The sequence below is a fragment of the Campylobacter concisus genome (assembly GCF_002165775.1).
In the GTDB taxonomy this organism is placed as follows: Bacteria; Campylobacterota; Campylobacteria; order Campylobacterales; family Campylobacteraceae; genus Campylobacter_A; species Campylobacter_A concisus_E.
The window spans coordinates 25,660-52,197 of sequence record NZ_NDYP01000004.1; the positions used below are offsets into that span (position 1 = coordinate 25,660).

A 26,538-nucleotide genomic window follows, 5' to 3' on the forward strand; every position below is an offset into this window, starting at 1 on the left:
TCTCCAGGCATTAGCAAGCTATTGCTTGAAGTGCTTTTTCTTTAAAGCTATCATTTACAACAAATTTTGTCTTATAGACAAAAATTTGAGCCGTATTTTCATTTTTTATCTTAATAACAAGGCGTTTATCGTTGTGTGTGCCACTTTTTATATGTTCGTTATAGCCAAGATTATAAAGATTAGTGATCTTATCTTTGCTAAGCTCACTAAGGCATAAAAGCACCTCTAGCTCAGCATATTCTCTTGCTCTTTGAGGCGTGCTAGCTTCTTCATTTTTAGAAAATTTAGAGTTTTGCTTTAGCTTTCTTGTCTTAAAGTCTAAATTTTGTGCATCTTCTAGGCTATAAACCTCGTTTAAATTTGTCCTTACAAATTGATCATCTTTTGTGATATTTATCCTAAAAGCATAAGGCAGGTCTCGTTTTGCTTCATCTTTTACTATATCTTCGATGTTGCCAAGCTCTCTTTCAAAGACTGCGATCTCGATATTTCCGTGAAAATCAAGCACATTTATAGTGCCCATTTTCTTGCCACTTTTGGTTATCCTTGTGCTAAAGTCTTCGATCTTGCCAACGACTAAAATTTCAGCACTTTGTGGCAAGCTCTCAAATTCTGAGCTTAGAGTGTATTTTATCTTGTTGATCTCGTCTTTATAATCATCAAGCGGGTGGCCTGAGAGGTAGATACCAACACTCTCTTGCTCAAATTTTAAAATTTGCTTGATGTCAAATTCATCATTTATCGTGACAAAATTTATCCTCACATCATTCATGCTCTCATCTTCGCCAAACAAGCTCTCAACAGCATTTTTACGGATCTGAGCAGCACTTTTACAAGCTTCTATGATATTTTCTACATTTTGCATAAGCATCTTACGACTAAAGCCAAACTCATCAAAACATCCAGCTTTTATAAGGCTTTCAAAGACCTTTTTATTTACTTTAAATGGATCGATCCTTGAGACAAAGTCGTCCATACTCTTAAATTCGCCATTTGCTTCACGCTCAGTGATAATGTTTTCAATAGCCGCTCCACCAACACCTTTAATCGCACCAAGCCCAAAGATAATGCCGTCGTGACCCTCATTTTTAACAACGCTAAATTCTTTAGTTGATTTGTTGATAGATGGTGGCAAAGTGTCTATATTTATGCGTTTTATCTCATCGATATAGCGAACGATCTTATCGACATTACTCTCCTCGCTTGTAAGAAGTGCGGCCATAAATTCAGCCGGATAATAGGCCTTAAGATAAGCTGTTTGAAAGGTAACATAAGCGTAAGCTGCGGAGTGAGATTTATTAAAGCCATATCCTGCAAATTTTACAATTAGCTCGAAAAGATCGTCTGCTTTTTGTCCATTTAGCCCTTTTGCCTCAGCGCCTTTTACAAACTCACCCTTTAGTCTGTCCATCTCTTCTTTGATCTTTTTACCCATCGCACGGCGTACAAGGTCCGCCCCGCCAAGGCTAAAGCCGCCTATGGCTTGAACGATTTGCATAACTTGCTCTTGATAAACGATGACACCGTATGTTGGTGCAAGGATTGGCTCAAGCTCTTTAAATGAGTAGGTTATCTCTGCCTCGCCATGTTTTCTTTTGACGAAGTCATCGAGCATACCACTCTCCATCGGTCCTGGGCGGTAGAGCGCTAGCATCGCGACGATATCCTCAAAGCAGTCTGGACGCAAGCTAGTTCCTAGCTTTCTCATGCCCTCGCCCTCGATTTGGAAAATTCCTATCGCTTGGCCGCTTTGTATCATTTTATAAACATTAGAATCGTTTTTATCGATCTGCTCCCAAATGATATCCTTGCCAGTTCGTTGCTTTACTAGCTTTATAGCATTATCGATAACTGTTAGTGTTTTTAGTCCAAGAAAGTCAAATTTAATTAAATCAACATCCTCAAGATATTTAAGGCTATACTGCGTAACATAGCGATCTTCTGGGCTGTTTGGCTGACGAAATAGCGGAGTTTTATTCCACAGCTCCTCATTTGAGATAACGACACCTGCTGCGTGCTGACCAGCGTTTCTGTTTAGTCCCTCAAGATCAAGTGCAAATTTCCAAATTTTAGCTGCCTTTGGATTTTGGCTGATGAGCTCAGCTATCTTTGGCTCTTTTTCATAAGCATCTTTTAGCGTAATACCAAGTTCATCAGGTATTAGCTTTGCCATCGCATCGGCTTCGGCGTAAGGCATATCACAAACCCTAGCAACATCTCTAATGACACCTTTTGCGAGCAATTTACCAAATGTAATAACGCCAGCAACGTTAAATTTTCCATATTTTTGCGTAACATAGTCAATTATCTCGCCGCGTCTACTTTGACAAAAATCCACGTCAATATCTGGCATGCTAACACGCTCTGGGTTTAGAAATCTCTCAAAAAGCAGGTTGTATGGGATCGGATCAAGGTCGGTGATCTTTAGTGAATAAGCGACCAAGCTACCAGCCGCAGAACCACGCCCTGGGCCAACTGGCACGCCTCTACTTTTAGCCTCATTTATGAAGTCCCAAACGATCATCATATAGCCTGGGAAATTCATTTTATTTATGATGCCAATCTCTATCTCAAGGCGTTTTTTGTATTCGTCATGTAAATTTTCAGGGACAAATTTTAGCCTCTCTTCAAGACCTTTTCTACATTCATACTCAAAAAAAACAGCATCATTTTTAAAGCTATATCTATTTTCAGGCTCTGGAAGTGTTAAATTTCTCTCTTTGGCATATTCAAGAGTAAATTTAAAATTTGGCGGAGTTGGGTTGCCAAGCTTGATCTCAAGGTTGCACTTATTTACGATCTCTTGGGTATTTTCTATCACTTCAGGGATATCTAAAAATAGCTCACTCATCTGCTCTTTGCTCTTAACAAAAAACTCATGAACGCTGTGGCGAAGTCGGTTTGGATCATCTAAAGTTTTGTTCATCGCGATACACATAAAAACCTCATGTGCGTCAGCTCGCTCTTTAAAAGTGTAGTGAGTATCGTTTGTGGCAATAACCTTTATGCCAGTCTCTTTGGCGATGCGTAAAATATCATCATCAATGCGTTTTTGATCGCCGATGCCGTGACGCATGATCTCAAGATAAAAGTCATCTCCAAAAATTTCTTTATACTCAAGCGCGACCTCTTTTGCTCTCTCGTAGCCCTTTGCACCAAATTTCACATTGCGATCGCTTAAATTTAGATGCCAGCTCACCTCGCCCTGCAAGCACGCTGAGCTACAAACCAAGCCCTCGCTGTGCTCTTTTAAAATTTTTTTATTTATACGAGGATAGTAGTAAAAGCCCTCGATGTAGCTCATGGAGCTAAGATACATTAAATTTTTATAGCCAGTCTCGTTTTTGGCGATTAGTATGAGGTGAAAACGCTGCTTGGTGCTCTTATCATCAAGCTGCTCGCCGTTATGCACGTAAGCTTCGATGCCAATTAGTGGCTTTATCCCCTCTTTTTTCATCGCTTTGTAAAAATCTATCGCTCCAAACATATTGCCGTGATCAGTAATCGCCGCTGCTGTGTCGCCTCTATCATGAAGTACGTGAGCTAGCTCTTTTATCTTGTTCGCTCCGTCAAGTAGGGAGTATTCAGTGTGTAAATGTAGGTGCGTAAAGCTAGAATTTTCACTCATTTTTTATCCTTTTTTAATGAGTGGATTTTACAAAATTTTGGCTAATAAGGTGCTTGATGAAAACTTAATGGGAGCTTTAAAATTTATAGAATTTGTAGTTTGTGGCTAAGAACGAAGCGCGCTGCCATCTGACGCACTATACCATTAAGGTCTTGTAAATTTTAAACGAGTAATTTCAGCTCTAAAATTTGAGTTAAGCGGTCAGTGAAGCCAAAATTTAGTAGTCAATTATTGCGAGTGAATGGAATTTTAAAATCTATAAAGTGAAAAGAATTAGATCGCGGACTAAGCCGCAATCCATTATAGATAAACTGGGATATTTGTGTGTTCTAAGAAAAATCTCGAAGTGCCACCAAGCACCATTTCCATAAGACCATTTTCACCATATCTGCTAGCAACGATTAGATCAGCATTTCTATCAATAGCTGCTTTTAAAAGCGCTTCACCAGGTATCATCGTGGTAGCAATCACTTCAAAAGTGGCTGATATGCCATGAATTTTGAAGTACTCTTCAAGCTTCTTAAGATTTAGTTCAGCATTATCGCCAAGGCTTGCTTTTGAGGTAATGCACTGAACCTTTTTCGCCTTTTTTAAAAGATCTATCGAGCCTGTTAATGCCCTTGAGCTTTGCGTCGTACCAGTCCAGCTAACAAGGATATTATCAGCTTTAAACTCACGCATTTTTCTAGGGATTACAATCGCATTTTTACCACTTTTTAAAACAGCTGACTCAAATGTACCAGTGATCTTTCCATCAAGTGGCACAGCAGCCACCACTAGATCGCAAAATTTACTCTCTTGCTCCACTATCGCGCTTCTTTTGCCACTGTGAATCGTAAAATTTGCAGTGCAAACATCTTCAATGATTTCACTAGTTACTTTTATGCCAAGCTCAGCACAAATTTTATTGAAAATTTTCTCATTCTCTTCATGCTCGACAGCTAGTTCAGATTTAGCTGATTTTAGAAATTCCTCAAAAAGCACTCCTCCACGAAGCGTCATTTTCATATTATAAACTACGCTTGGGTCGAGCTGGCAAGTCATAATTTCCATATGTGTGTTAAACCACTGAGCAACCTTTAGGGCACCATAAATTCTTGGCTCGATATCATCTCCAGCTCCTATTGGAAAAAGCAACTTTTTGTATTTCATCATCTGTCCTTTAAAATTTATTCGACTAAAGAGAGCGAAATTTTATTTCCTTTTTGCTCGCTCACACATACTTTGACCTGATCACCTACATTTAATGGAGTTTTTATCTTTGAGATATGAAGCAAGCCATCAATGCCATCTTTTAGCTCGATAAACACACCAAAATCAACTACACTCTTTACAGTTCCCAAAAACTCATCACCGATATTAAAATTTGGTTTTGAACGCTCTTTGTCGTGTTTAAACGGCTTTTTGCCAAATGAACGTCCATTGTCTTTTGAAGTGATAGAGATGATGTAGTCTTTTGCAGCATCAACATTTTTCTTTGCTCCACCTGCGATTTTAACTTCACCTTTTTCTCTATCAAGATCGATTGAAACTTCAAATTTCTCAATAATCTCTTTTATAGTCTTGCCAGCTTGTCCGATGATGTCTACGATCTTGCTTGGATCGACACTAAATAGTTCAAGCTTTGGAAGCACATCTTCATTTATTTCTATATTTTTATCCGCTTCTGCCATCAAAGACAAGATATGCTCTCTACCGCGTTTTGCTTGATAAAGCGCCTCTTTTAACACTTCTAAACTAATGCCACCAAGTTTAATATCCATCTGAAGCGCTGTGATGCCATCGCTTGTACCTGCTACTTTAAAGTCCATGTCGCCGTCATGATCTTCAAGTCCCATGATATCTGTTAGCACTGCGTGTTTATCGCCTTCAAATATTAGTCCCATAGCGACACCTGCGACAAGTTTTAAAGTATTTACGCCAGCTGCTCTAAGTGCGAGCGAGCCACCGCAAACGCTAGCCATCGAGCTTGAGCCGTTGCTCTCTAAAATTTCTGAAACGACTCTTATTGTGTATGGTGAAGCTAGATCGATACTTGGTGCAAGGGCACGTTTGGCTAAATTTCCATGTCCAAGCTCACGTCTACCAGGAGCTTTTAGTGGACTTGCCTCACCTACGCTAAAGCCCGGAAAGTTATAGTTAAACATAAATTTCTCTACAAAGGGTACTTTTTCAGTGAGGATGTCATACATTTGAGCGTCACTGTCAGTGCCAAGAGTAGTGACAACTAGGGCTTGTGTCTGTCCTCTTGTAAAGAGGCATGAGCCATGTGCATTTGGAAGCACATTTGTTTCGATACTAATAGGCCTAACCTCTTCAAGACCACGTCCATCAGCTCTAACACCCTCGTTTATGATCTGCTCTCTAACGATTTTCTTTTTATATTTGCCAAGGACATTTGTGATGACAGACTCGTCCCAGCCCTCTTTTTGAGCGACCTCATCACTTGAAATTTGTTTTGCGATCTTGCTAAGCTCGCTAGCGCGCTCGCTTTTTGCCATTTGATTGATCGCGTTTTTGACTTCGGCTTTATAAAATTTATCGATATAAATAGCGATATTTTCATTTTCTATCTCAGGTTTTAGCTCAAGCGCAGCGTCCTCTTTCTTATGCTCTTTGAAAGCTTCTTCGTAAGCACTGCTAGCTCTTAGTATCGCCTTACCAGCAAAATCAATCGCTTCAACCATCATATCTTCGCTAAATTCATTCATTAGCTGTTTTTGAGCCATGCTATCACTTAGGCTCGGATCTATCATCGGCTCAATCGCAACCATCGGAATGAGCTGTGTAATTTGTTGAGGCAAGCTTTTCATCTCGATCATCAAAAGCTCATCTTTTGTGCCAGCCACGTATAGATCGATCGCACTTTGTTTTAGTTCAGAGTTGCTTGGGTTGATCACAAATTTATCATCTATATAGCCAACTCTTACACCACATACTGGGCGATTTACTGGGATGTCGCTAAGATAGAGTGCAACTGAGGCTGCATTTAGACTTACAACTTGCAAATCAACCTCAGGATCAGCTGAAAGCACCATTACAACGATTTGAGTTGGATATGCGTAACCTTTTGGAAAGAGTGGTCTAAGAGATCTATCGATGATGCGAGCTGTTAGCGTTTCAAAGTCGCCTGGCTTTGTCTCGCGCTTAACGTAACCACCTGGAATTTTACCAGCGGCGTAAGCTTTTTCGATGTACTGCACCGTTAGAGGTAAAAAATCCTCCTCAACTTGTGTGTCCTCTCTTGCAACAGTTGCTAAAACGACGGTATTTTTCACCCTTAAAAGCACTGCTCCACTAGCTTGTTTTGCTACTTTATTAAGGTCAAAAATTTCAACCTGATTATTGACTTCTATACTATATTGCATTATTTTTATCTCCTTGTTGTTTTTGTAACGGCAAATAATAAGGGCTCTCTTCTAATATTGACATGATACGCTCACTCGTAGCTTCGATCTTTTTCTCGTAATATGAATCCACATCGATAAAATCAACGATCTTGTTTATTGTATAAATTTCATCAACCATATCATTTAAATTTGTAAAGACATCAGTAGCAATCACTGGCGTTGCGTATGAGATGGATTTTACCTTCACATCAAGCAACGTCTTTATGCAAATGAGTGCCGTCATACCAGTCTCGCACCCCTCATCGATTAGTAAAATATTTTTATCTTTTAGCTCTCCTATCAAATTTCCTTTTCGGTATTTATAAACGTTTTTTAAAATTTTTTCTTCATATTTTCTATGTGCTTCGCCGTAAATGTAATCATAGCTTATACCAAAAGCCTTTATAAGTTTATCATTTAATACTATATCTTCTGTCTCGCTAACTATTGCAACGTCGCATTCGCTATTATTTGGGGCAGGTATTGGCTCGCTAAAGAGCATCTCGTAGCTTAAATTTAAACTTCTACAAACTGCATCTGCGAGTATAACTGACTCAAGCGACATACAAACAACTATCGTCTTTTTATCTACAAGCTCTTTTTTTGGCAAAATTTCAATTAGCTTGCTAGCTGCTTCTAATTGATCCTTAAATTTAGCCGTTATCATTTAGTTGGCACTCGATTTTGTACTACTTTGTGAAAAGTCATAGTGTAAACCGCCCATTGGATAGAAATTTATCGTGAAATAGATACCATTTTTTCTAGTTGATGCTGAGCCGTTTATTGTTGTTGTTGGCTCGACATCTTGTTGATAAATTATCCCGTAATTCCAGCATTTTCTTTGATGAAGCACACCAACTCTCCAGCTTTTTGTGTAGCTTCGCTCAATATCATATTGCCAGCCGCCAATAAGGCTGTATTGATGAGGTAATTTTACTCCAAGACCACTTGTAAAATAGCTATCTTTTGTCGCACTATTTTTTATTTTGCTATCATTTTTCTTCATGGTGTGAAGCATATTTAGCCAAAATAAATCATTTGTATATGAAAGTCCGCTTTGTATCTTTTTAAGCTCTTTACTCTTGTGTGAATATTCAAGCTTATTATAAAGGCTTAAATTTTCAAATGGATATAGATAAATAGCATTTTTTAAATTCGAATATTCATCTTCTTTTGTGTAATATCCTTGAGAAATACTATGCTTTATAATCTTTCTACCATTAGAGTTAAAGAAATACTGCGTCAGATAACCAGAAATTTCTTCCTTACTCTGCTCTTGAGTCAAGAAATTTTCATACTCATTTAGATTTTTATCATAGATAAACTCATCATCTAAATTTCCTTTTCTATAACCTGGTAGTAGGTATTCAGCTCCAAAATTTAGAGTGTGGTAAAAGCTTTCATACGCTTTTGCAAGGTCAGTGTGAAGGGCAAATTTATGGTAATTATTTACAAAATTTGTATGCTTATCTTCTCTTTTATCATCAAATGAATTTATCTTATTCTCGTAATTTATTCTTGACGCGTATAGATACTCGTAAAATGAAAATGTTAAGCTATCATCAAGTAGTGGTACATGCACTGAAGCTGGAAGTGTAAATTCATACTGAGTCGCTCTAACGCCTATCTTTCTATCGTATCTATGTGACTGAAGATCGAGTGAATATAAGATATTTGGCAAGACAATATCATCTGTAAATTTATGATACTGAAGCGATGGAAGCTCTTGAAGCGTGTCTTTGTTCTCATTTTTTGAGCCAATTTTTTCAGTGTCTATGTAGTATTTTGCATAAGCACCAAAATAATGATCGTCATTTGCGATGAAATAGTTAAATTTAGAAGTTACAAGCGAATCATAATCATCATCCCTGCCCTTTAAATTTAAATAATCTATATCGTTTAACTTCGTTGCGTCTATCCAAATTCCCTCTTGCAAATCTGCTTCACTAAGATATCTTATAAGCTTATCTCTTTCGTATTTTAGTCCGATACCTTTATGTGTTTTATTTTTTAGTTCAGCCTTATTTGAAGTCTCTCCTTTTTGCTTGGCTTGGTAGCTGTTTTTATCAGTAAATGAGCCAAAGCTGATTTCACCCCTTGAATCAGGCGACTCAGTAAATCTAAACGCACCATAAATTCCAGCACCTCTGTTTGTTCTTATCTGCGGATCAAGCTCGAAGTCCCACTCATTATAAGGTGCAAAATAAATCGGCTGCTTGAAATAAAAGCCTTCAGATTTTCCATATCCAAGCTCAGGCGGTAAAAGGCCTGTTCTTCTTGTGGTATCTGTTGAAAAACCAAAATATGGCAAATAAAAAACTGGCACATTAGCTATGCGAAAGACTGGGTTAAAAAGGTGTAAAAATTTGCTTTGTTTATTTAGCATAGCTGAGCTTGAGGTGATACTCCAGTCAGGATCTTGGACATTACAGCTTGAAACCATCGCTTTTTTTACTCTATAGTACTCGCTATCGGAGCTACTTTCATCGCTTCTCATCCACACTTCCATGTCCTTGTTCATCATGAAAAGCGATTCAAAAGCAGTATTATTATTTTTTAAATTTAGCTTTGCATAATTTGAGCGAGAGACTTCACTCTTGCCCTTCATCATGTTGACGTTACCAAAAAGCTCGATAATCGAATTATTTTGATCAAACACAGCACAATCAGCTGTCACAAGGTAATCTTGTGAATATACAACAACATTTTTATTGGCCGTGACGATACCTTTATCTTGCTTTACATCATCAGCCAAAAGCTGCACATCTTGCACAGCTGCACTTAGATTTAAAATACAAACCGGAACTAAAAATAAAATTTTACGCATTTATCACCACTGTTTTTGCTATTTTGTCTTGCCAAGTCTGCCTAGCTGGATTTGCAAATGCCCATGCAAAACCAAGATAAAAACAAGCTTCACTAACCAACCTAAAAATCGCTCTTACCAAGCTTGAAAAAAAATTTGGTCTATCTAAAATTTCTACATTAATGCACATCGTCTTTGTTAGCATTTGTCCAAGACTCGCACCATAATACCAAACAAAAAATGCATGATAAATAATCTTTAGTGCGACTATTTGCCAAAAGAAATTTAAAGTCAAATTTCTGGCTTCATCATAGCTCATAACCGACAAAAAAGCATCCCAGTAAATGATCAAAAATAAAAAAGAAACAATACATTCATCAATTGAGTAAGCTAGCACTCTTTTTGAAAATGGCGCTAGCGAAATTTCTTCTTTTTCAAGTTTTTCAACTATCTGCATACTCATTTTAATGCCTGCCAGGCAATATCTTTTCTATAATGTGCTCCGTCAAATTTTACATTTTCGCAAAGCTCATAAGCTCTATCACGTGCCTCTTTTATGCTCTTCGCAGTGGCAACGCAGACTAATACTCTGCCACCATCTGCATAAATTTCTCCGCCTTGCTCGCTAACACCAGCATAAGCAATGTGAGCATCTTTTACATCATTTAAAACTGAAATTTTAGCTTTTTGACTACTTTTATACGGATAGTCCTTACTAGCCATCACAACGCCAACTGCAAATTCATCTTTTAAGCTAATAGGCTTTAGCTCGCCCTTTGCAGCATTTAGTAAAATTTCACTTAGATTTCCGTCAATTAATGGCATCAATACCTCGCATTCAGGATCGCCAAATCTTACGTTAAACTCAAGTACATAAGGCTCATTTTTCACGATCATCAGTCCCACAAAAAGCACTCCACAAAACGGACTGCCCTCGTTTTTCATCCCTTTTAACGTAGGTTTTACAACCTCTTCTTCGACCCTTTTTACTAGCTCTTTTGAAGCAAGCGGACTTGGAGCATAAGCGCCCATGCCACCAGTATTTGGACCCTCGTCGTTATCAAGTAAGCGTTTGTGATCTTGCGCAACTGGCAAGCTTACAAAATTTTCGCCGTCACAAATAGCAAAAAAGCTAAGCTCAAAGCCGTCTAAAAACTCTTCAACGACAACAAATTTACCAGCATCACCAAAGCTAACTCCGCTTAGCATGTCGCTAACTGCCTCTTTGGCCTCCTCTTTAGAGTTTGCGATTATAACGCCTTTTCCAGCGCAAAGTCCATCAGCTTTTACAACCATTGGGACGCTTAGAGTATCGATAAATTTAAATGCTTTTTCTTTGTCGTCTGTGTTTAAATATTTTGCAGTTTTTATATTATTTCTAGCTAAGAAATCCTTCATATAGGCCTTACTAGCCTCGAGTCTTGCGGCTGCTTTGCTTGGTCCAAAGATAAGCAAGTCCTCTTCTTTAAAGATGTCCACCACGCCTTCGCTAAGTGGTGCTTCAGGTCCCACGATCGTTAGAGCAATCTCGTTTTTCTTGGCAAATATAGCTAGCTCACGAAAATCTTTTATATCTAAATTCTCACCAAGACGTGAAGTAGCGCCATTTCCGGGCGCAAAGTATAAATTTATATTTTTTTCGTTTTTTAGTTTTAGAGCAATGGCGTATTCGCGGCCGCCACTTCCTATTATGAGAATATTCATTTCATCTCCGTAAATTTAAAAAACCCGAGTGGGCGTCGCATAGAAGAGTGGCCCATAAACAAAGCCAATCTTGCAAATAGATGGATACCAAACGGTTGCAACTTCTCGCCTTTTCAGACTCAAACGAAGCCACATCACAAGGTACCCATACCTTTTCGCTAACAAAAAAGTGTTGGACCCCGTAAAATACTGACTCGCTTCACTCAGGCAATAAAATTATATAAATTCTTTGCTTAAAGTAATGTTTTGGCAAGCGCGATACAGGCGTTTATATCTTGACTTTGGCTTACTATTGGCTCGGTAAATTTTAGCTCTTTTGCAGTGACCTTTCCAATGCTTATCGCTTGATAGCTCTCATCCCAGCCAAAATTACTAAGAAAATTTCTGACATTTAGCGGAGAAGCGAAGATCAAGATACTATTTTTTGGCGGTTTTAGCTCCATTTTGCAAGGATTTAAAACGTTTTGATAAGCGATAATTGCTTTTATATTTACGCCGCCATTTTGCAAAATTTCTAAGAAATTTGAAGCGCTATCTTTACCTTTTAGATAAAGAACTTTTTTGCCTTTTAAAAGTGGCAAAATTTCTCTTGCAAAGTCATCTCCGTGAGCGTTCTTTCCGGTATAAATTTCGCCAAATCCAAACTCTCTTGCAGCCGACGCACAACTATTTGCGATGGCAAAGACTGGCAAATTTATAGCTTTTATATTGTTAAATTTTAATGCATTAAAAGCATTTTTAGAAGTGGCTACCAGTTCATCATAGTCACTTAAATTTAGTTCAAATTTTAAAAATTCGATCTTGCTTACGCTTAAATTTATAACGCTCTCATCAGTCGTTTTTGTATTTGAAATAAGATAAATTTTACGCAAATCTTTTTAACCTTAAAAAAGATATCAAAGCAAATAATGTGCAGGCTAAAATAACAATAGAAGTCGAATAAAATATATCACCAAGCCCAACTAACGGAGAGACGACGCCGCCTAAGAAAAATGGGCAAAATCCAAGTATTGCTGAGGCTGAACCTGCGTATTCTCTGCCTTCGTTCATAGCTAGCGATGAAGCAGTTGGCAAGACAAATCCTGTAAAAAGAAGTAATAAGAAAAATGCGATAATGACGCCGATCACTTCAAATTTAAAACAAAGCATGAAAGCAATAAAAACACTAGCAAACAAGGTGCCAAAAAGCCCAGTTTTGAGCGCTTTTCTCTCATTTAAAAGACTGGCAAGCCTTGCTCCTATAACAAGTCCTAAACCATTTGAAGCAAAGCAAAAGCTATAACTTACTGGACTTAAAGAATAAAATTCTTGAAAGATAAACGAAGATGACGCTATATAGGCAAACATCGCACCCATCGCAAATGTCTGAATGCTTACGAAAAGCATAAATTTTTTCTTTCTTAAAATTTTGCCAAAAACACTATAAGTCACCAACAAAGGCATTTTTAAGCGATTTGACTGACTTAAGCTCTCTTTGAAATAAAAATTTGCGATAAAAAGCAAAATACCAATGATAGTAAGTGCCATAAAGATGCCACGCCAGTCGGTAAATTTAAGCAGCAAACTGCCACCTATTGGTGAAAGTATCGGGGCAAGACCATTTACAACCATCATAAGACTAAAAAATTTAGTCATTTCATGACCCTTATAAAGATCACTCACAACAGCCCTTGAGATGACTAAGCTGCCGGCACTTGCTAGCCCTTGGATGATGCGCATAAAGATAAAAAACTGGATATTTTGTGCAAAAAATATAAAAATAGTGCTTATCGTATAGACGATGAGTGAGATGGTAAGTGGCGTTTTTCGTCCAAATTTATCACTTATTGGGCCAACTATGAGCTGACCTATGGCTAAGCCTGCCATCGATGTCGTGATCGTTAATTGCGTAGCTGTGACGCTTGTTTTAAACCACTCAGTAATAGCAGGAAGTGCTGGCAAATAAAGGTCTGTAACAAATGGTCCAAAGGCAGAGAGAGCGCCTAAAAATAGCAATAAAAATAGCTTGGAATTTTCTTTTTTCATAACTCTTCTTTAAATTTTTAAAGAGATTATATTATGACTTTACTTTTTGCTTTATTAAGTATAAATTTACTACTGTTGTTATAAAAAAGCCCTAAAAATAGGGCTTAGTATTACATTTTGTCTTTAGTGACGATTAAGAGCATTTTAAATTTATCTTTTATCTTTAATCCGTGTGGTATTTTGCCTGGAAGCACGATGGTATCGCCTTTTTTGATATCAAAATGTTCATCACCAATAGTTAGCTTCATCTCGCCATCAAGTGCGATAAGTAGTGCATCGCCTGGTGCTGCGTGAGTTGAGAGCTCTTGGTCTGTGTCAAAACTAAGTAATGACATTGAGCCGTTTTCGTTCTTTACGAGCGTTTTGCTCACGATTTTGCCTTTTTCGTATTCGACTGCATCAACTAAGCTAAAAATAGCTGCCTTAGGTAAATGATCTATCATTAAATCCTCCTTAAAATCAATTGAAATATATTTCGTTGGTTCGTTAAAAACTAGCTTGCGCCACACTTTTTTCTCTATCAGGCAAGCTTGCTCATTGCCTATATGCATCTGCTTTTCGCCGTAGTATAGGCTAGCACCGCCTTCTACAACCCATGCGAGGCTATCGCAAAACAGCATCTCATGATCTAGCTCCTCGCCTGTATCAAAAGCAAATACATCGACATGAGCGTTCTCGCAATCAAAAATTCTCTTGCTAACAACGCTTTTAGAAATAACCTTTGTGTCAGCATTTAGATTGTAAATTTTACTCATTTTTCTTCCTTTCGTAAATTTACACGTCATTGTAGTAAAAATTTTTGGACGATTTGTTGATAAGGATTATCTACTGATTCAAAATATAGGTTATCGTTTTTTAAGATAATATTTTAAACATATACCCAATTTTACTATAAAAAACAATTTTTGCTATATTTATATATTTTCATATTTTAATCAAAATCTAAAATTCCTCTTGAAAGGTCCTTAAAATACTTATCTTTATATACATTATGAATTATCTCTCTGTTATCAAATTCAACAATATAGTTGAGAATCTCTTTTAACCTATCGCTAATATCTTCTCGTATAAAAATATCAATAATCTTTCTAATATTTTTTGCTCGTATAGATTTTCCAATAGATATTGATTCCATTTGATATTTTATTTCGGTCAAAGCAATTTTTATTTGCTCTTCAGTTAGCATCTTAAATAAGGAATCATAATATCCAACCGCTCCTGGAGATACGCCTTGACAATAAGTTACTTCTCTACCAATTCTACATTCCAAGAAAGTTTTAATAATTTTTTCCTCTCTATCATTAGGAATATCTGACGGTTGCGAAATATACTTCATAATTTTTTTTGCTATTGGTGGTTCATGGTAGTAATTATCCCATTCATTATGAACAGTATGCAAATCATCACATAAGCCACTAATTTCCAAACTTCGCTCCGTCAATGACAAATAAGGTAAACCATCACAGTACTCCAAAAACTTATAAGTTAAGTCTTCTTTATTCTTTTGAAGATTATTACGAAAAAAAAGCTTCTTTTCGCCTATATCATATTTGATATCATCTCTACAGTATTTCCAAATTTCCTTTGATAGTTTAAGAACATTCTCTCTTGCTTCAACACTTGTACTTTCTACAATAAATATACCGAATAATCCACGCAATAAAGTACCTGACATAACTGAAGAAAATTTTTTAACTTCCTTTCCTATTGTTCCAATCGTTATATCATCCAATAAACTAGTACTCTTTTTTATTTGTTCCACAATTTTTTTTATATGTACAGCTGAACTAGAAGGCTTATCGTTTATTACTTCTGTTACACATGTTTTTAACCATCCTAATAATTCAAAAGAATTAATATTATATGAATTTGGATGAGATGCACCTATCTGATTTCTCATATCCAATATGTGACACAATTTTAAGTATACAACACTTGATATCCATTCTAACTTTCTTAGAGTTTCCAACATTGTTTTATCTTTAATTCCAAGAAGGTCATCTTCATTTTTGTATTGCTCTCTTACTTTATCTGCGACTGCATTATCAAAAAATGTATCAATACCAAAATAGATTATTTTTTGTCGTAAACTTATAACTACTTCATTCCAAACATAATTTAACGAAGCATCAAAAAGTCCTATGGCTGCACCTGCAACAAATCTTGACAAATATGTCGCATCTCTTTTTTGGTTTTCTGGAATGGAATTCATTAATTGCGGCAGCATTTTCATTATGTTTTCACGTTCATCTACTGAAGCAATTATATTTTCAGAGGGTAATCCCAAGTCATTTAACATTAATTCAAATTTCGTGACTTTCTCAACTAAACTTCCACCACTTTCAACAATCTCAATATTAGACATTTGTTTACCTTATACAAAAATAATATAATCAATTCATTCATCTTATTAATCAACAGTTTAATAGACATCACACACAAACTAACTCGATTCAGCAAAATTCCATTTTCTATATCTTATACCATATACAAGAAAATTTTATATTCCTAACTCGTTATAATGTATTATTTTCAAGAAATTCATAGCAGAAGCATTTATTGCTACTCCCACTCTATCGTTGCGGGCGGTTTGCTCGAGATATCGTAAACTACGCGGTTTATGCCATTCACCTCGTTTATAATGCGGCGGCTTACATTTTCAAGTAGATCATAAGGGAGCCTTGAAAAGCTAGCAGTCATGCCATCGCTCGCATCAACCACGCGCACGCACACGGCGTTTTCATAAGTGCGGTTATCCCCCATTACGCCGACTGAATTTACGTTTAAAAGCACGCAGAATGCCTGCCAAGTTTTGTTGTACCAGCCAGTGCTCTTTAGCTCGTCGCGTAAGATCACGTCAGCTTTGCGAAGTAGTTCAAGGCTTGGTTTATTTACTTCACCCATGATACGAATAGCAAGGCCCGGTCCTGGGAAAGGATGACGGAATACTAGATCACGGCTTAATCCGAGCTCAAGACCAAGCTTTCTAACCTCATCTTTAAAAATTTCTCTTAGTGGCTCAATTAGCTCAAATGTCATCCAATCAGGCAAGCCGCCAACGTTGTGGTGGCTCTTTATGGTCTTACTTGAGCCAACGACTGAGCTTTCGATGATATCAGTATAAAGAGTGCCTTGAGCTAGAAATTTCACATCGCCATGCTTTTTAGCCTCTTGCTCAAAAATTTCTATAAATATCTCGCCTATGATCTTGCGTTTTTTCTCAGGATCAACGACGCCAGCTAAGCGGCTAAGAAAGATCTCGCTCGCATCTATGCTAACTAGCTCAACACCAAGCTTTGTTCTAAATGTAGCTTCAACTTGCTCTTTTTCGTTTGTTCTAAGAAGTCCGTTATCAACAAAGACAAGGATCAAATTTTCAGGCACAGCAGCCGCTAAAAGTGCCGCGGTCACGGAGCTATCCACGCCGCCACTAACTGCACAAAGCACCTTGTGAGTGCCTACTGTTTTTCTTATCTCTTCTATCTTGTTTTTAGCAAAGCTTCCCATGTTCCATGTGCTCTCGCAACCACAAATATATTTAGCGAAATTCTTTAGAATTTGCGTGCCGTATTCGCTATGTTGCACCTCTGCGTGGAACTGGATCGCATAAAATTTTCGTTTATCATCGCCAAAAGCACAATAAGGCGAATTTTCACTAACAGCGATCACTTCAAAGCCCTCTGGCAAGTCCTTTACATAGTCGCTATGACTCATCCATACGATTTGTTTTGAAGGTGTATCTTTAAATAGTGCATGCTCTTTAATAACGCTAAGCTCAGCCTTGCCATACTCTTTTTGATCAGCTGCTAAAACCTCCGCTCCATGCGTGTGAGCAAGTAGCTGCATGCCGTAGCAAACGCCAAGTATAGGGATGTTTAACTCAAAGACGCCGTTATCGCAAAAATAAGCATCTTTAGCATAAACACTAGCTGGACCGCCACTTAAAATGATACCTTTTGGCTCTTTTGCCTTTATCTCACTAAGCTTTGCATTAAATGGCAAAATTTCAGTGTAGACACCTTCTTCTCTTAGCCTTCTAGCTATTAGCTGAGTGTATTGCGAACCAAAATCCAAAACTATAATCGTATTGTTCATTTATAACCTTTTAAAAATAGATATGAAAAATTTCAAACTGCACATACCAAACAATGATCGATACGATATATCCTAGAACCACCATCCAAGCGTATTTCATATGTGCACCAAAGGTATAAATTCCTTTTAATTTACCCATTACTCCAACACCAGCTGCTGAACCAAAGCTGATCATCGAACCGCCGATACCAGCAGTTAGTGTCACTAGTAGCCACTGACTCATCGCCTCGCCTGCATCAGCTCCCATTGCTGGATTTGCTTTTAAAACAGCTGACATAACTGGAACGTTATCAACGATCGCTGAAAGGAAGCCAACGCCAATATTTACAGCAGTTGAGCCAAATTTATCATAAAGTGATACAGCGTAATTTAAAAATCCAGCAAAATGAAGAGCGCCAACTGCAGCTAAAATTCCAAAGAAGAAAAATAGTGTGTTATTTTCGATCTTTGACATATAGTGAAATACATGCATTGGCTCTTCATTTTTGTGAGCTTTTTTGAAATAGTAAGTATAAAGACTAAGTAGTGAGAAACCAAACATCATTCCCCACATCGCTGGCAAGTGGAAAAGCTGATGCATCATAACTGCACAAAAGATAGTAAATGCGCCTATAAAAATAACCACTTTACCGCCTTTTTTCATAACCACTTTTGGCTCGTTTGCCACATCAAAATGTGGTGCAGTACTTGGCACCACGCGAGAAAGTAAAAATGCCGTTACAAACCAACCTATGATAGATGCTGGGAAAAGTGCAAAAAAGTCGACAAATGGTGCTTTTCCAGCAGCCCAAGCCATAAGCGTAGTGATATCGCCAAATGGACTCCATGCCCCACCTGCATTTGCTGCTACGACGATGTTTATTGCGCCAGCCACTAGGAAATTTGTATTATTTCTATCTATCGTTAGAAGAACGGTTGAAAGAATAAGCGCTGTTGTTAGGTTATCAGCTACTGGGCTTATAAAAAATGCCAAAATACCAGTTAGCCAAAACAGCTTTCTATAAGTATAGCCTTTTGATACGAGATTATATTTAAGTGCATTAAATACATCTCTTTCGATAAGTGCTTCGATAAAAGTCATCGCCACCATCAAGAAAAATACGATCTGAGCGATCTCTAAAATCAGGTGATTTACCTCATGTTCAAGCGAATGCACATCCATGCCATTTATAAGCATGTAAACACCGATAAGTAGGAACATAAATGTACCGATAAAAATAGCAGGTTTTGCTTTATCAATGTGGAAATTTTCTTCCGCTGCTATGAAAAAATATCCAACAACAAAAATTATAAGCGATAAAATTCCTGCCCATGTAGTAGTTAAGTCAATAGCTGCGGTTTCTCCATCAGCACCAAAAGCCATCGCGAAAAACAAGCCTAGAAGTCCAAAAAACCTCATTATACTCTCCTTGTAGAATAAAAAATCTTGGTATATTACTTAAATGAGCCTAAAAATTAGGTTAGTTAAAATTATTAAGCTTACATTACATTTTTATTTAAATACGAAAATTTTACTAGATTTTGTTTATCTTGTCAGTTTTCTTTTCTTTTACGGGAGCATTTCCATAAAATGGATCATCTTTATAGCCACAACCGCTAAATGCAAAAAGAGTAAAAATTAAAATAAAAGATGATAAGATAAGCCCATGAAAAACGCTAAATTTTTGATAAATACTATTCACGAAAATCCTTTGTATAAAGAAAAATTAAGCATGGCAAATGAGTGCCAACAGCTTTTAGAGCTTATGGGGAAAGCAAAACGATTTTATATAGCTTTTTGCTACGTTAGAGAAGGTGTTTTGACCTTTGTTCTTACTCATCCCACTGGGCTTTTAGAGCTTAGGCGTGATAGTAGTATAAATGATATAAAAAGGTTATTAAAAACCTTTTGCAATTTTAATAAAAATAGCGTTTTTAACAGCATTCTTACTCCAAAACCTATTAATGAAATCAACTATACAAAAAACAAAAAAGAAGAAAATATAAGATTTGTCGTGAGCAAATTTTTAAAATTTTTTAATCAAAAAGAGCAAAGTGCCATCTTTTATGCACCAGCTAGCAAAGGTGAGTTTAAAAATTTAGCAAAAGACGAGCAAATACACCAAAAATTTGAAGAGCTAAGAGAAATTTTGCTCAAGAAAAATGAGCAGGCAAGATGCTAATAGACGAGATCAGAACGCTTCCAAACGAGCCTGGCGTATATCAGTATTTTGACGCACAAAATAGGCTCTTATACGTTGGCAAGGCCAAAATTTTAAAAAATAGGGTCAAAAGCTACTTTAAATTTACCCCAAGCCTAGCTCCGGCTGAAAAACTAAGCCCTAGAATTTCAAAGATGATAAGCGAGGCGGTGCATCTTGAATACATCGTCACGCCAAGCGAAGCAGATGCTCTAATACTTGAAAATTCTTTCATCAAGCAGCTTAAGCCAAAATACAACATCTTGCTTCGTGACGACAAGACCTATCCTTATATCTTTATAAATTTAAATGATGATTTTCCAAGATTTGAGATCACTAGAAAGGTGGTAAAAGGCTCGAATATCCGCTATTTTGGGCCATATTTTAGTGGAGCTAGCGAGCTGCTTGAGGCACTTTATCTAAATTTCAACCTCGTTCAGAAAAAATCCTGCATCAAAGGCAAAAAAGCCTGCCTTTTTTATCAGCTAAAACGCTGCTATGCCCCATGCGAGGGCAAAATTTCAAAAGAAAACTACGCTAAGATCGTAAACGAAGCTATCGCGGCCTTACAAAATCCAAATTTGCTCATCGCTCGCCTTGAAGAGCTCATGCTAAACTACGCCAAGGCCGAAGACTACGAGCAAGCAGCCGCTACTAGAGATAAGATACAAACACTTAAAAATATGCAAACAAAGGTTGAAGTTGATCTTGCTAAGCTTGAGGACTTTGAGGCCTACTCGGTCGCTTGTGTGCATGATATGATCTGTGCGGTGAGATTTAGCGTGCAAAATGGCAAGATAACTGGCGTAAAAACTGACATCACGCAGGCCAAAAACGCTCAAAAAGATGAGATAAACGAAGCTTATAAGCAGGCTATTTTAAAAAGCTTCATAGCTGGACAGCCGATAATTAGCACCAAAATTTATGTGCATGAGAGCTTTGAAGATAGTGAGCTGGTGGAGGAAATTTTAAACGAGAGATTTGGACGTAAATTTAGCATCACATGCCCAAAGATAGGCGATAAGCGTAAAATTTGTGAGATCGCTACCAAAAACGCTGAAGTTAGCATTGAAAAATATCTAAAAACGCACGATAACGTGCTATTAAACGAGATAAAAGAGTACTTTGACCTAGCTCACACGCCTTACGTGGTCGAGGCTTACGACAACTCGCACCTTTTTGGCGAGGCAAGTGTCGGAGCGATGGTGCGCTATGAGCATGGCGAGTGGGCGAAGCAAAACTACCGCCATATGCACCTAAGCTCTAAAAACGACTACGATCAGATGAAAGAGAGTTTGACAGCCAGAGCACTTAGATTTGACAAGCTTAGCCCGCCTGATATTTGGGTCATTGATGGTGGTGAAGTGCTTTTAAATTTAGCCTGTGAAATTTTAGCGAGCAGTGGCGCAAACGTCGATGTGATAGCCATTTCAAAAGAAAAGATAGACGCCAAAGCTCACCGCGCAAAAGGCGAGGCAAAGGATAAAATTTACACAAAAAGTGGTAGCTTTAGCCTAAGCACGAGCGATAAAAAGCTTCAGTTTTTCCAAAAAATGCGTGATGAAAGCCATAGATTTGTCATTAGCTTTCACAGAAAAACAAGGCAGAAAAACGATATGCAAAGATCAATTCTAAAGCAAGCTGGCGTTTCTGAGGGCAGTATCGCGAAATTAATCAGCTTTTACGGAAGTTTTGATAAAATCAGCGAAGCGAATTTAGACGAAGTGGCAAAAATAACAAATAAAAGCGTAGCAGAAAAGCTTGCAGTACTCAAAGAAGGAAATTTGAAGTGATAATATACGATGAAAATTTAAAAATATCTGCGATAACGCAAGATTCACTTGAGCTATTGGGTTTTGATAGTTTAGATGACTTTTTGTTGCAATACAAAGATATAAGCGAGCTAGTCATAACAAGCCAGGAAAGTACAAACTACAGCTTCTTGGAATTTTTACAAAATACGAAAGATAATAGTGCTAGAGTAAATTTAAAAAGAAAAGATGGTGGTGCGATCTTACTAGAAGCGAGATTGCAAAATGCTATTTTAAAAAATGGTGAAAAATTTTTTATCGTGCTTTTAGAGAAGCAAGACATAATAAACAACCAAAATCTAATAGCAGCAGTAAAAGTAAAACCTACACTAAGACTGCCTGTTTTTAAACTAAACGCATGGTATCTTTTTGATACACAGACACAATCACTTATCGATGATTCCTGGTTTGAAACATCACTTAAAATACTAAATTTAAATAAAAAAGATTTTGCATCCTATTTAAATATCTTTTTACACAACGCAAGAGAAATTCTTATCCAAATCCAATCAGCCATAATCGCAAAAGACGAGATAATGCTCAAAAAATATGTAGATGAGATAAGAGAGGCTGCATTAAATTTAAAGCTTAATAATCTAGCAAATGAGCTTAATGCTCTTTTAGATAACAATCAAAATGGAAAGATGAAAGAGATGTCTCTTTTTACCAAAAGACTAATTGAGATAGAAAATATCGTCAAAAAATATAGCAAAAAGAGTATCCATGAAAAATAATAAATTTTATATATTGTTAGCGCCAATAATAATTTCAGCGATCTTTTGCGCATATAGCGGAAATGAAAGCTATAAAAAATTCACAGATCTAAAAGATCTAAATGAAAAACTATATAAACAATCCTTAGTATTTCAAACTATAAAATCTGTAATACAAGAGCACGATACGCTAATAGGCAAAAGCCAAGAAGATATAAAAAAGTTGCGAGATAGCACCTTAAAAAATACACAAAAATTTATAAATTCTATAAGAAAAGACGATCGCACCGAGATACGAAATGTAAATAAATTAAAAGAATTGCTAGCAAATCTCAACCAAAATGATAAATTTGATGAACTATTTTACGAATTTTTCCAAAATATAAATGGAGAAATAGATAGCGATTTTAAACAAGATTTAGACCGAGACTTTCCGCTTATAATAAAAGCTTATGCCGCAACTTTAAGTAAAATTTACAACCAACTCTCTTTAGCAAACAACACTAAATACTACGTAAAAAATATCTTTATAAATGGCCCTTTATTTTCAATAAATAGCAATGTGAGAGAAAATATATATTCCGTAAGAGACAACACACCAAATCTTGATATGCTTCCAAAAAGTGAGCTAAAAGAGAATATTTACAAAGACTTTAATCAGTTTGAAGCCAACTATCAAGCTAAAAAAATAAGAGAAGCTAAAGCCAAGATCGCATTTTCTGAAAAACTAAATATCGAAGATATCATCTTAATTAAACAGTATGAAGATGATAAATTTATACTTTTATTAGATAGTGCCATAAACATAAAAAATGAGCTACTAGAACTTACTAAGAGCGAGAAAATAAGCTTTGGCATAAAGACCTTTTTTGAGTTTTTGCTTTGTGGCTTGCTCATTTTGTCTTTGCTTAGCATTTCTGCTAGGTTGAAATTTTTAAAGGTGCTTATCGATAAGTCAAAATACATATCAAACTATATCCTATCATCAAAAGAGACAAGTGCGGATAATGCGATATCAAAGCTCATAAAAACTTATGAAGATCTAAAAGAAGCCTATATAAAAGATAGCAGCTTTTTTCAGATAAAAGATAAATATATTTTATCCGTGAGCAAGAAACTAGAGTCTATTAATAAAGAAATTTTTACATCGACCGCGGCTTTAAAAATAGAAACAAATAATAGCAAAAAGCAAGTATTTATAGACACGATAGAAAAAAATGCAAATATCATGACTTCGCTTTATAACAATGCTAAAAATATCTCAAATGTTAAAAAATATAGCGAATGCAATAAAACCGAGATATTTGATCCTCAAAAAAGCTTTGAAGAAATTTTGCAAGCAAATATTGTCTATTCGCAAAGCAAAAAGATAAATTTTATAAGCTACCTTGATCCAAGCCTTACAAATGAACTAGAAGGAAATCTAAATTCATTAAAAACCGCATTTAACTCTATCTTTTTGGCATCTTTATCAATGTCTTTAAGACATCAAAACATTATCATCGCTATCAAAAAAGTTCAAAAAGAGTTTGATAGAAGCGGACTTTGTTCTGTAAGCTTTAGCATAAAAAATAGCTCAGCTGCCATGAGTGAAAAGCAAATTTCAGATATATTTTCAGATGATGAGAATAGCTTAAATAATGATGAGAGCGAGTTTTATCTAAAAATCGCTCAAATTTATTTAAAAAATTTAGAAAGTAAGCTGGAGATTAACTCGTTTCCAAGTATTGGCAATGAGTTTAAATTTGTAGTCATTTTTAAAACAACATCAAACCATAAAGACTTTGATATAAAATGCAATCATAAATTAGCATTTTTGCAAGATGTAAATGTAGCTTACAACGAAGCTTTTGAGCAGACCACAAAAGACCTTGGGCTCAAAGTAGATATGTTAACAAGCACTAGTCCATCTATTACAAAAAATTATGATGCTATATTTTTAAGAAATACCAATAAGCAAGGTCAAGATATTAAAAATCCGCTCATTTTAAAAGATCCGCTAACTCCGTTAAGTATCACAAGACTACTTTGCTTGGGTGAAGCTGATATTATGAATAAAAATTTAAACGATAAACCAAAAATTTTGATCTGCGATACTAATGAAATTTACATAGATATAACAGCAAGTGGCTTTAGTAAATTTAACTGCGAAGTTGTGGGAGTTTGTAATAAAAAAGATTTAAAACAAGCCATAAAGCAAGGCGATTTTGACCTTATCTTTGTTGGCTCGAAATTTTTCGAAGCTGAAAAAAATAGCATTCAAAAAAATCTTGATCTTATAAAAACAGCCATACAAAATGCAAAAATTCCAATTATACTAATGCTTTCAAACACTTCAAATATAGATGGAGAGAGTGTCAAAGAATACTTCAATGCCTATATAAAAACGCCAATAAATAGCGACGAACTGGCTCAAATTTTTAGAAAATTTTTGCCAAATTTTGGCGAGATTGCAATAGACGAAAGCTATCTAGCAAAAAGTGAAAATATTATTTTATTTAAGAAATCGCCAATGGAAAATAAAATATTTAGCTCAGCTTTAGGAGAATTTTACAACACACTTGAAACCACAAATAGCTTTGATGAGCTATTAACAAAGATAAAAACCAAAACTTATGGCATCGTTCTTATAGATGAAAATGTAAAAGACTTCAACTACGAAGAGCTAACAAGAGTTGTTGATAAGATAAGGCAAAGCAAAAAGGTTGATACAAGAGTGCTGATATTTGGCGCACAAGAAAGAAGTGAATTTCCTTTTGTAAAAGTGCTAGCTAAAAATATCACAAAAGCAGAGCTTTCAGCTACCGTAAGGGAACAAATCGATTCTATGGGCACTAGCTACGCTAAAAGCTCTTATGAATTTATTAAGTTTAACGCCTAAAACTCTTTTGCGTTATTTTTAAATACATTTAGCACGCTTGCTCGCTTATGGCAAATTTCAGCGTATTCTCTTTCGCTCTTTGAGTCATAAACTATACCAGCTCCAGCCCCCACAAATACATCACTAAAGCCATTTTCACTTGGCACAAATATGGCTGATCGAATAAGAATAGCAACCTGAGCATCGCCATTAAAATGTAAAAATCCAATGCCACCGCCATAGATATTTCGCTCAGAAATTTCAAGCTCATTGATTATCTGCATAGCTCTTATTTTTGGGGCACCACTTAGCGTGCCAGCTGGAAAAATACTAGCTAAGACGTCGAAAAGATCAAGCCCTTTAGCGCACTTGCCATAGACATCGCTTACGATATGAATTACTTTTTCATATTTTTGGATATGCATTGCATTTTTTACAAATACACTTTTTGGTTCTGAAACCCTGCCGATGTCATTTCTGGCAAGATCGATTAGCATTTTATGTTCAGCCAGCTCCTTTTCGTCACTTAAAAGCTCATTTTCAAGTGCTGCATCTGCATTTGCATCGCTTCCTCTAGGCCTTGTGCCTGCGATCGGAGCTACAAAAATTTGCTCACTTTTCATCTCAAAAACAAGCTCTGGCGAAGAGCCAACCACATCGCCATAAGGTGTAGGAAAATGAAACATATATGGGCTTGGATTTGTAAGTGAGAGCTTTTTATAAAAGTCTAGACTACTCATATTCGTTGAAATTTCAAGTAATTCACCAAGCACCACCTGAAATACATCGCCACTTCTTATATACTCTTTTGCTAACTCAACCATATCCTCAAAGTGTTTCTTTTCTTTACTAAGATCAGTTCTTATACTAAATTTACTCTGCTCTTTATTTTTGCATTCAACTTTCGCATCAAGCAAAAAGTCATAATATTTATTCTTATCTCCATAAAATGTATAAATTTTACTCATCTTGTCAAAGTGTAGATAAGCTTTTGCATCGGCATAGATAAATTTTGGAAATTCGTACTTTTTAGCTTTCTCTTCTCCGATATATTCAAAATATCTCACACCATCATAAGCAAAAACACCAAAGAGCCCCGCAAACGGAGCTAAAGATTTATTACGATTTGTATCAAAATAACTTCTAAGCCCATAAAAATCCATATCCTTTTCATCGATATATTCGCAATCAATGCCTATAATCGTTTGCGTCTTATCCTCGGCTAGGTAGCTATTTTTAAATTTTTCTCTAATCACTTCATAATAAAACAATGGTTGTTCTAAGAGCATTTTTTTCCTTTAAATTTTTGGGTGATTATAAAAAAAGT

19 protein-coding genes are annotated in these 26,538 nt (G+C 36.4%); 4 read left to right on the forward strand and 15 right to left on the reverse strand.

Translation table 11 applies throughout. The features are described 5' to 3' along the window. Positions 1–10: 10 nt before the first annotated feature. From dnaE to B9N66_RS09690, 14 genes are all read right to left on the reverse strand, one after another. Positions 11–3,628, reverse strand: coding sequence for a DNA polymerase III subunit alpha (dnaE, locus tag B9N66_RS05360; protein WP_087580213.1), 3,618 nt, complete (start codon positions 3,626–3,628; stop codon positions 11–13). Positions 3,629–3,928: 300 nt separating this feature from the next. Beyond that, on the reverse strand, positions 3,929–4,780 hold the full coding sequence (locus B9N66_RS05370) for a universal stress protein (protein WP_021091781.1): 852 nt from the start codon (positions 4,778–4,780) through the stop codon (positions 3,929–3,931). Positions 4,781–4,797: 17 nt separating this feature from the next. Next, entirely contained in the window at positions 4,798–6,996 is a 2,199-nt protein-coding gene (locus tag B9N66_RS05375) for a polyribonucleotide nucleotidyltransferase (protein ID WP_087580214.1), read from the reverse strand. Continuing rightward, positions 6,986–7,684 (reverse strand): phosphoribosyltransferase family protein, encoded by a 699-nt coding sequence (locus B9N66_RS05380; protein ID WP_087580215.1) that lies wholly within the window; start codon positions 7,682–7,684, stop codon positions 6,986–6,988. The genes B9N66_RS05375 and B9N66_RS05380 overlap by 11 nt, the downstream gene beginning before the upstream one ends. Continuing rightward, on the reverse strand, positions 7,685–9,844 hold the full coding sequence (locus tag B9N66_RS05385; RefSeq protein ID WP_087580216.1) for an LPS-assembly protein LptD: 2,160 nt from the start codon (positions 9,842–9,844) through the stop codon (positions 7,685–7,687). Further along, positions 9,837–10,286 carry an RDD family protein gene (locus B9N66_RS05390; RefSeq protein WP_087580217.1) on the reverse strand — a complete coding sequence of 150 codons (450 nt, stop codon included), beginning with the start codon at positions 10,284–10,286 and terminating at the stop codon, positions 9,837–9,839. The genes B9N66_RS05385 and B9N66_RS05390 overlap by 8 nt, the downstream gene beginning before the upstream one ends. Then, the gene (purD, locus tag B9N66_RS05395) at positions 10,283–11,527 is read right to left on the reverse strand and encodes a phosphoribosylamine--glycine ligase (protein WP_087580218.1); all 1,245 of its coding nucleotides are present in this window, start codon (positions 11,525–11,527) and stop codon (positions 10,283–10,285) included. Before purD ends, B9N66_RS05390 begins: the two co-directional genes overlap by 4 nt. Before the next feature lie 233 nt (positions 11,528–11,760). After that, positions 11,761–12,399 carry a uroporphyrinogen-III synthase gene (locus B9N66_RS05400; protein WP_087580219.1) on the reverse strand — a complete coding sequence of 213 codons (639 nt, stop codon included), beginning with the start codon at positions 12,397–12,399 and terminating at the stop codon, positions 11,761–11,763. After that, a complete protein-coding gene (locus tag B9N66_RS05405) occupies positions 12,392–13,552 on the reverse strand; it encodes a multidrug effflux MFS transporter (RefSeq protein ID WP_087580220.1) in 1,161 nt (386 codons plus the stop codon). Before B9N66_RS05405 ends, B9N66_RS05400 begins: the two co-directional genes overlap by 8 nt. Positions 13,553–13,662: 110 nt before the next feature. Next, positions 13,663–14,307, reverse strand: a complete 645-nt coding sequence (locus B9N66_RS05410; RefSeq protein ID WP_087580221.1) for a cupin domain-containing protein — start codon at positions 14,305–14,307, stop codon at positions 13,663–13,665. 176 nt (positions 14,308–14,483) lie between these two features. Beyond that, complete coding sequence (locus tag B9N66_RS05415) at positions 14,484–15,917, reverse strand: hypothetical protein (protein ID WP_087580222.1); 1,434 nt, start codon at positions 15,915–15,917, stop codon at positions 14,484–14,486. 197 nt (positions 15,918–16,114) lie between these two features. Continuing rightward, positions 16,115–17,647 carry a glutamine-hydrolyzing GMP synthase gene (guaA, locus tag B9N66_RS05420; protein ID WP_087580223.1) on the reverse strand — a complete coding sequence of 511 codons (1,533 nt, stop codon included), beginning with the start codon at positions 17,645–17,647 and terminating at the stop codon, positions 16,115–16,117. 10 nt (positions 17,648–17,657) lie between these two features. Further along, entirely contained in the window at positions 17,658–19,046 is a 1,389-nt protein-coding gene (nhaD, locus tag B9N66_RS05425; protein WP_087580224.1) for a sodium:proton antiporter NhaD, read from the reverse strand. A 115-nt stretch (positions 19,047–19,161) separates the two neighbouring features. Further along, complete coding sequence (locus B9N66_RS09690; RefSeq protein WP_021091736.1) at positions 19,162–19,329, reverse strand: hypothetical protein; 168 nt, start codon at positions 19,327–19,329, stop codon at positions 19,162–19,164. A gap of 30 nt (positions 19,330–19,359) precedes the next feature. On the opposite strand from B9N66_RS09690, the gene B9N66_RS05430 reads away from it, so the two are divergent. The 4 genes from B9N66_RS05430 to B9N66_RS05445 are packed head-to-tail and all read left to right on the forward strand — an operon-like array spanning position 19,360 to position 25,232. After that, on the forward strand, positions 19,360–19,809 hold the full coding sequence (locus B9N66_RS05430; protein WP_087580279.1) for a hypothetical protein: 450 nt from the start codon (positions 19,360–19,362) through the stop codon (positions 19,807–19,809). Then, positions 19,803–21,620, forward strand: coding sequence for an excinuclease ABC subunit UvrC (gene uvrC, locus B9N66_RS05435; RefSeq protein ID WP_087580225.1), 1,818 nt, complete (start codon positions 19,803–19,805; stop codon positions 21,618–21,620). The genes B9N66_RS05430 and uvrC overlap by 7 nt, the downstream gene beginning before the upstream one ends. Continuing rightward, positions 21,617–22,372, forward strand: a complete 756-nt coding sequence (locus B9N66_RS05440; protein WP_087577586.1) for a hypothetical protein — start codon at positions 21,617–21,619, stop codon at positions 22,370–22,372. The genes uvrC and B9N66_RS05440 overlap by 4 nt, the downstream gene beginning before the upstream one ends. Further along, positions 22,362–25,232 (forward strand): response regulator, encoded by a 2,871-nt coding sequence (locus B9N66_RS05445; protein ID WP_087580226.1) that lies wholly within the window; start codon positions 22,362–22,364, stop codon positions 25,230–25,232. Before B9N66_RS05440 ends, B9N66_RS05445 begins: the two co-directional genes overlap by 11 nt. Here the strand turns inward: B9N66_RS05445 and B9N66_RS05450 are convergent. Then, positions 25,229–26,500 (reverse strand): anthranilate synthase component I family protein, encoded by a 1,272-nt coding sequence (locus tag B9N66_RS05450; protein WP_087580227.1) that lies wholly within the window; start codon positions 26,498–26,500, stop codon positions 25,229–25,231. The genes B9N66_RS05445 and B9N66_RS05450 overlap by 4 nt on opposite strands. Positions 26,501–26,538: the final 38 nt, after the last annotated feature.

Coding starts and splice junctions, on each gene's coding strand:
- dnaE (WP_087580213.1), bottom strand. CDS start 3,628: ATGAGTGAAAATTCTAGCTTTACGCACCTACATTTACACACTGAATAC.
- B9N66_RS05370 (WP_021091781.1), bottom strand. CDS start 4,780: ATGAAATACAAAAAGTTGCTTTTTCCAATAGGAGCTGGAGATGATATC.
- B9N66_RS05375 (WP_087580214.1), bottom strand. CDS start 6,996: ATGCAATATAGTATAGAAGTCAATAATCAGGTTGAAATTTTTGACCTT.
- B9N66_RS05380 (WP_087580215.1), bottom strand. CDS start 7,684: ATGATAACGGCTAAATTTAAGGATCAATTAGAAGCAGCTAGCAAGCTA.
- B9N66_RS05385 (WP_087580216.1), bottom strand. CDS start 9,844: ATGCGTAAAATTTTATTTTTAGTTCCGGTTTGTATTTTAAATCTAAGT.
- B9N66_RS05390 (WP_087580217.1), bottom strand. CDS start 10,286: ATGAGTATGCAGATAGTTGAAAAACTTGAAAAAGAAGAAATTTCGCTA.
- purD (WP_087580218.1), bottom strand. CDS start 11,527: ATGAATATTCTCATAATAGGAAGTGGCGGCCGCGAATACGCCATTGCT.
- B9N66_RS05405 (WP_087580220.1), bottom strand. CDS start 13,552: ATGAAAAAAGAAAATTCCAAGCTATTTTTATTGCTATTTTTAGGCGCT.
- B9N66_RS05410 (WP_087580221.1), bottom strand. CDS start 14,307: ATGAGTAAAATTTACAATCTAAATGCTGACACAAAGGTTATTTCTAAA.
- B9N66_RS05415 (WP_087580222.1), bottom strand. CDS start 15,917: ATGTCTAATATTGAGATTGTTGAAAGTGGTGGAAGTTTAGTTGAGAAA.
- guaA (WP_087580223.1), bottom strand. CDS start 17,647: ATGAACAATACGATTATAGTTTTGGATTTTGGTTCGCAATACACTCAG.
- nhaD (WP_087580224.1), bottom strand. CDS start 19,046: ATGAGGTTTTTTGGACTTCTAGGCTTGTTTTTCGCGATGGCTTTTGGT.
- B9N66_RS05430 (WP_087580279.1), top strand. CDS start 19,360: ATGGCAAATGAGTGCCAACAGCTTTTAGAGCTTATGGGGAAAGCAAAA.
- uvrC (WP_087580225.1), top strand. CDS start 19,803: ATGCTAATAGACGAGATCAGAACGCTTCCAAACGAGCCTGGCGTATAT.
- B9N66_RS05445 (WP_087580226.1), top strand. CDS start 22,362: ATGAAAAATAATAAATTTTATATATTGTTAGCGCCAATAATAATTTCA.
- B9N66_RS05450 (WP_087580227.1), bottom strand. CDS start 26,500: ATGCTCTTAGAACAACCATTGTTTTATTATGAAGTGATTAGAGAAAAA.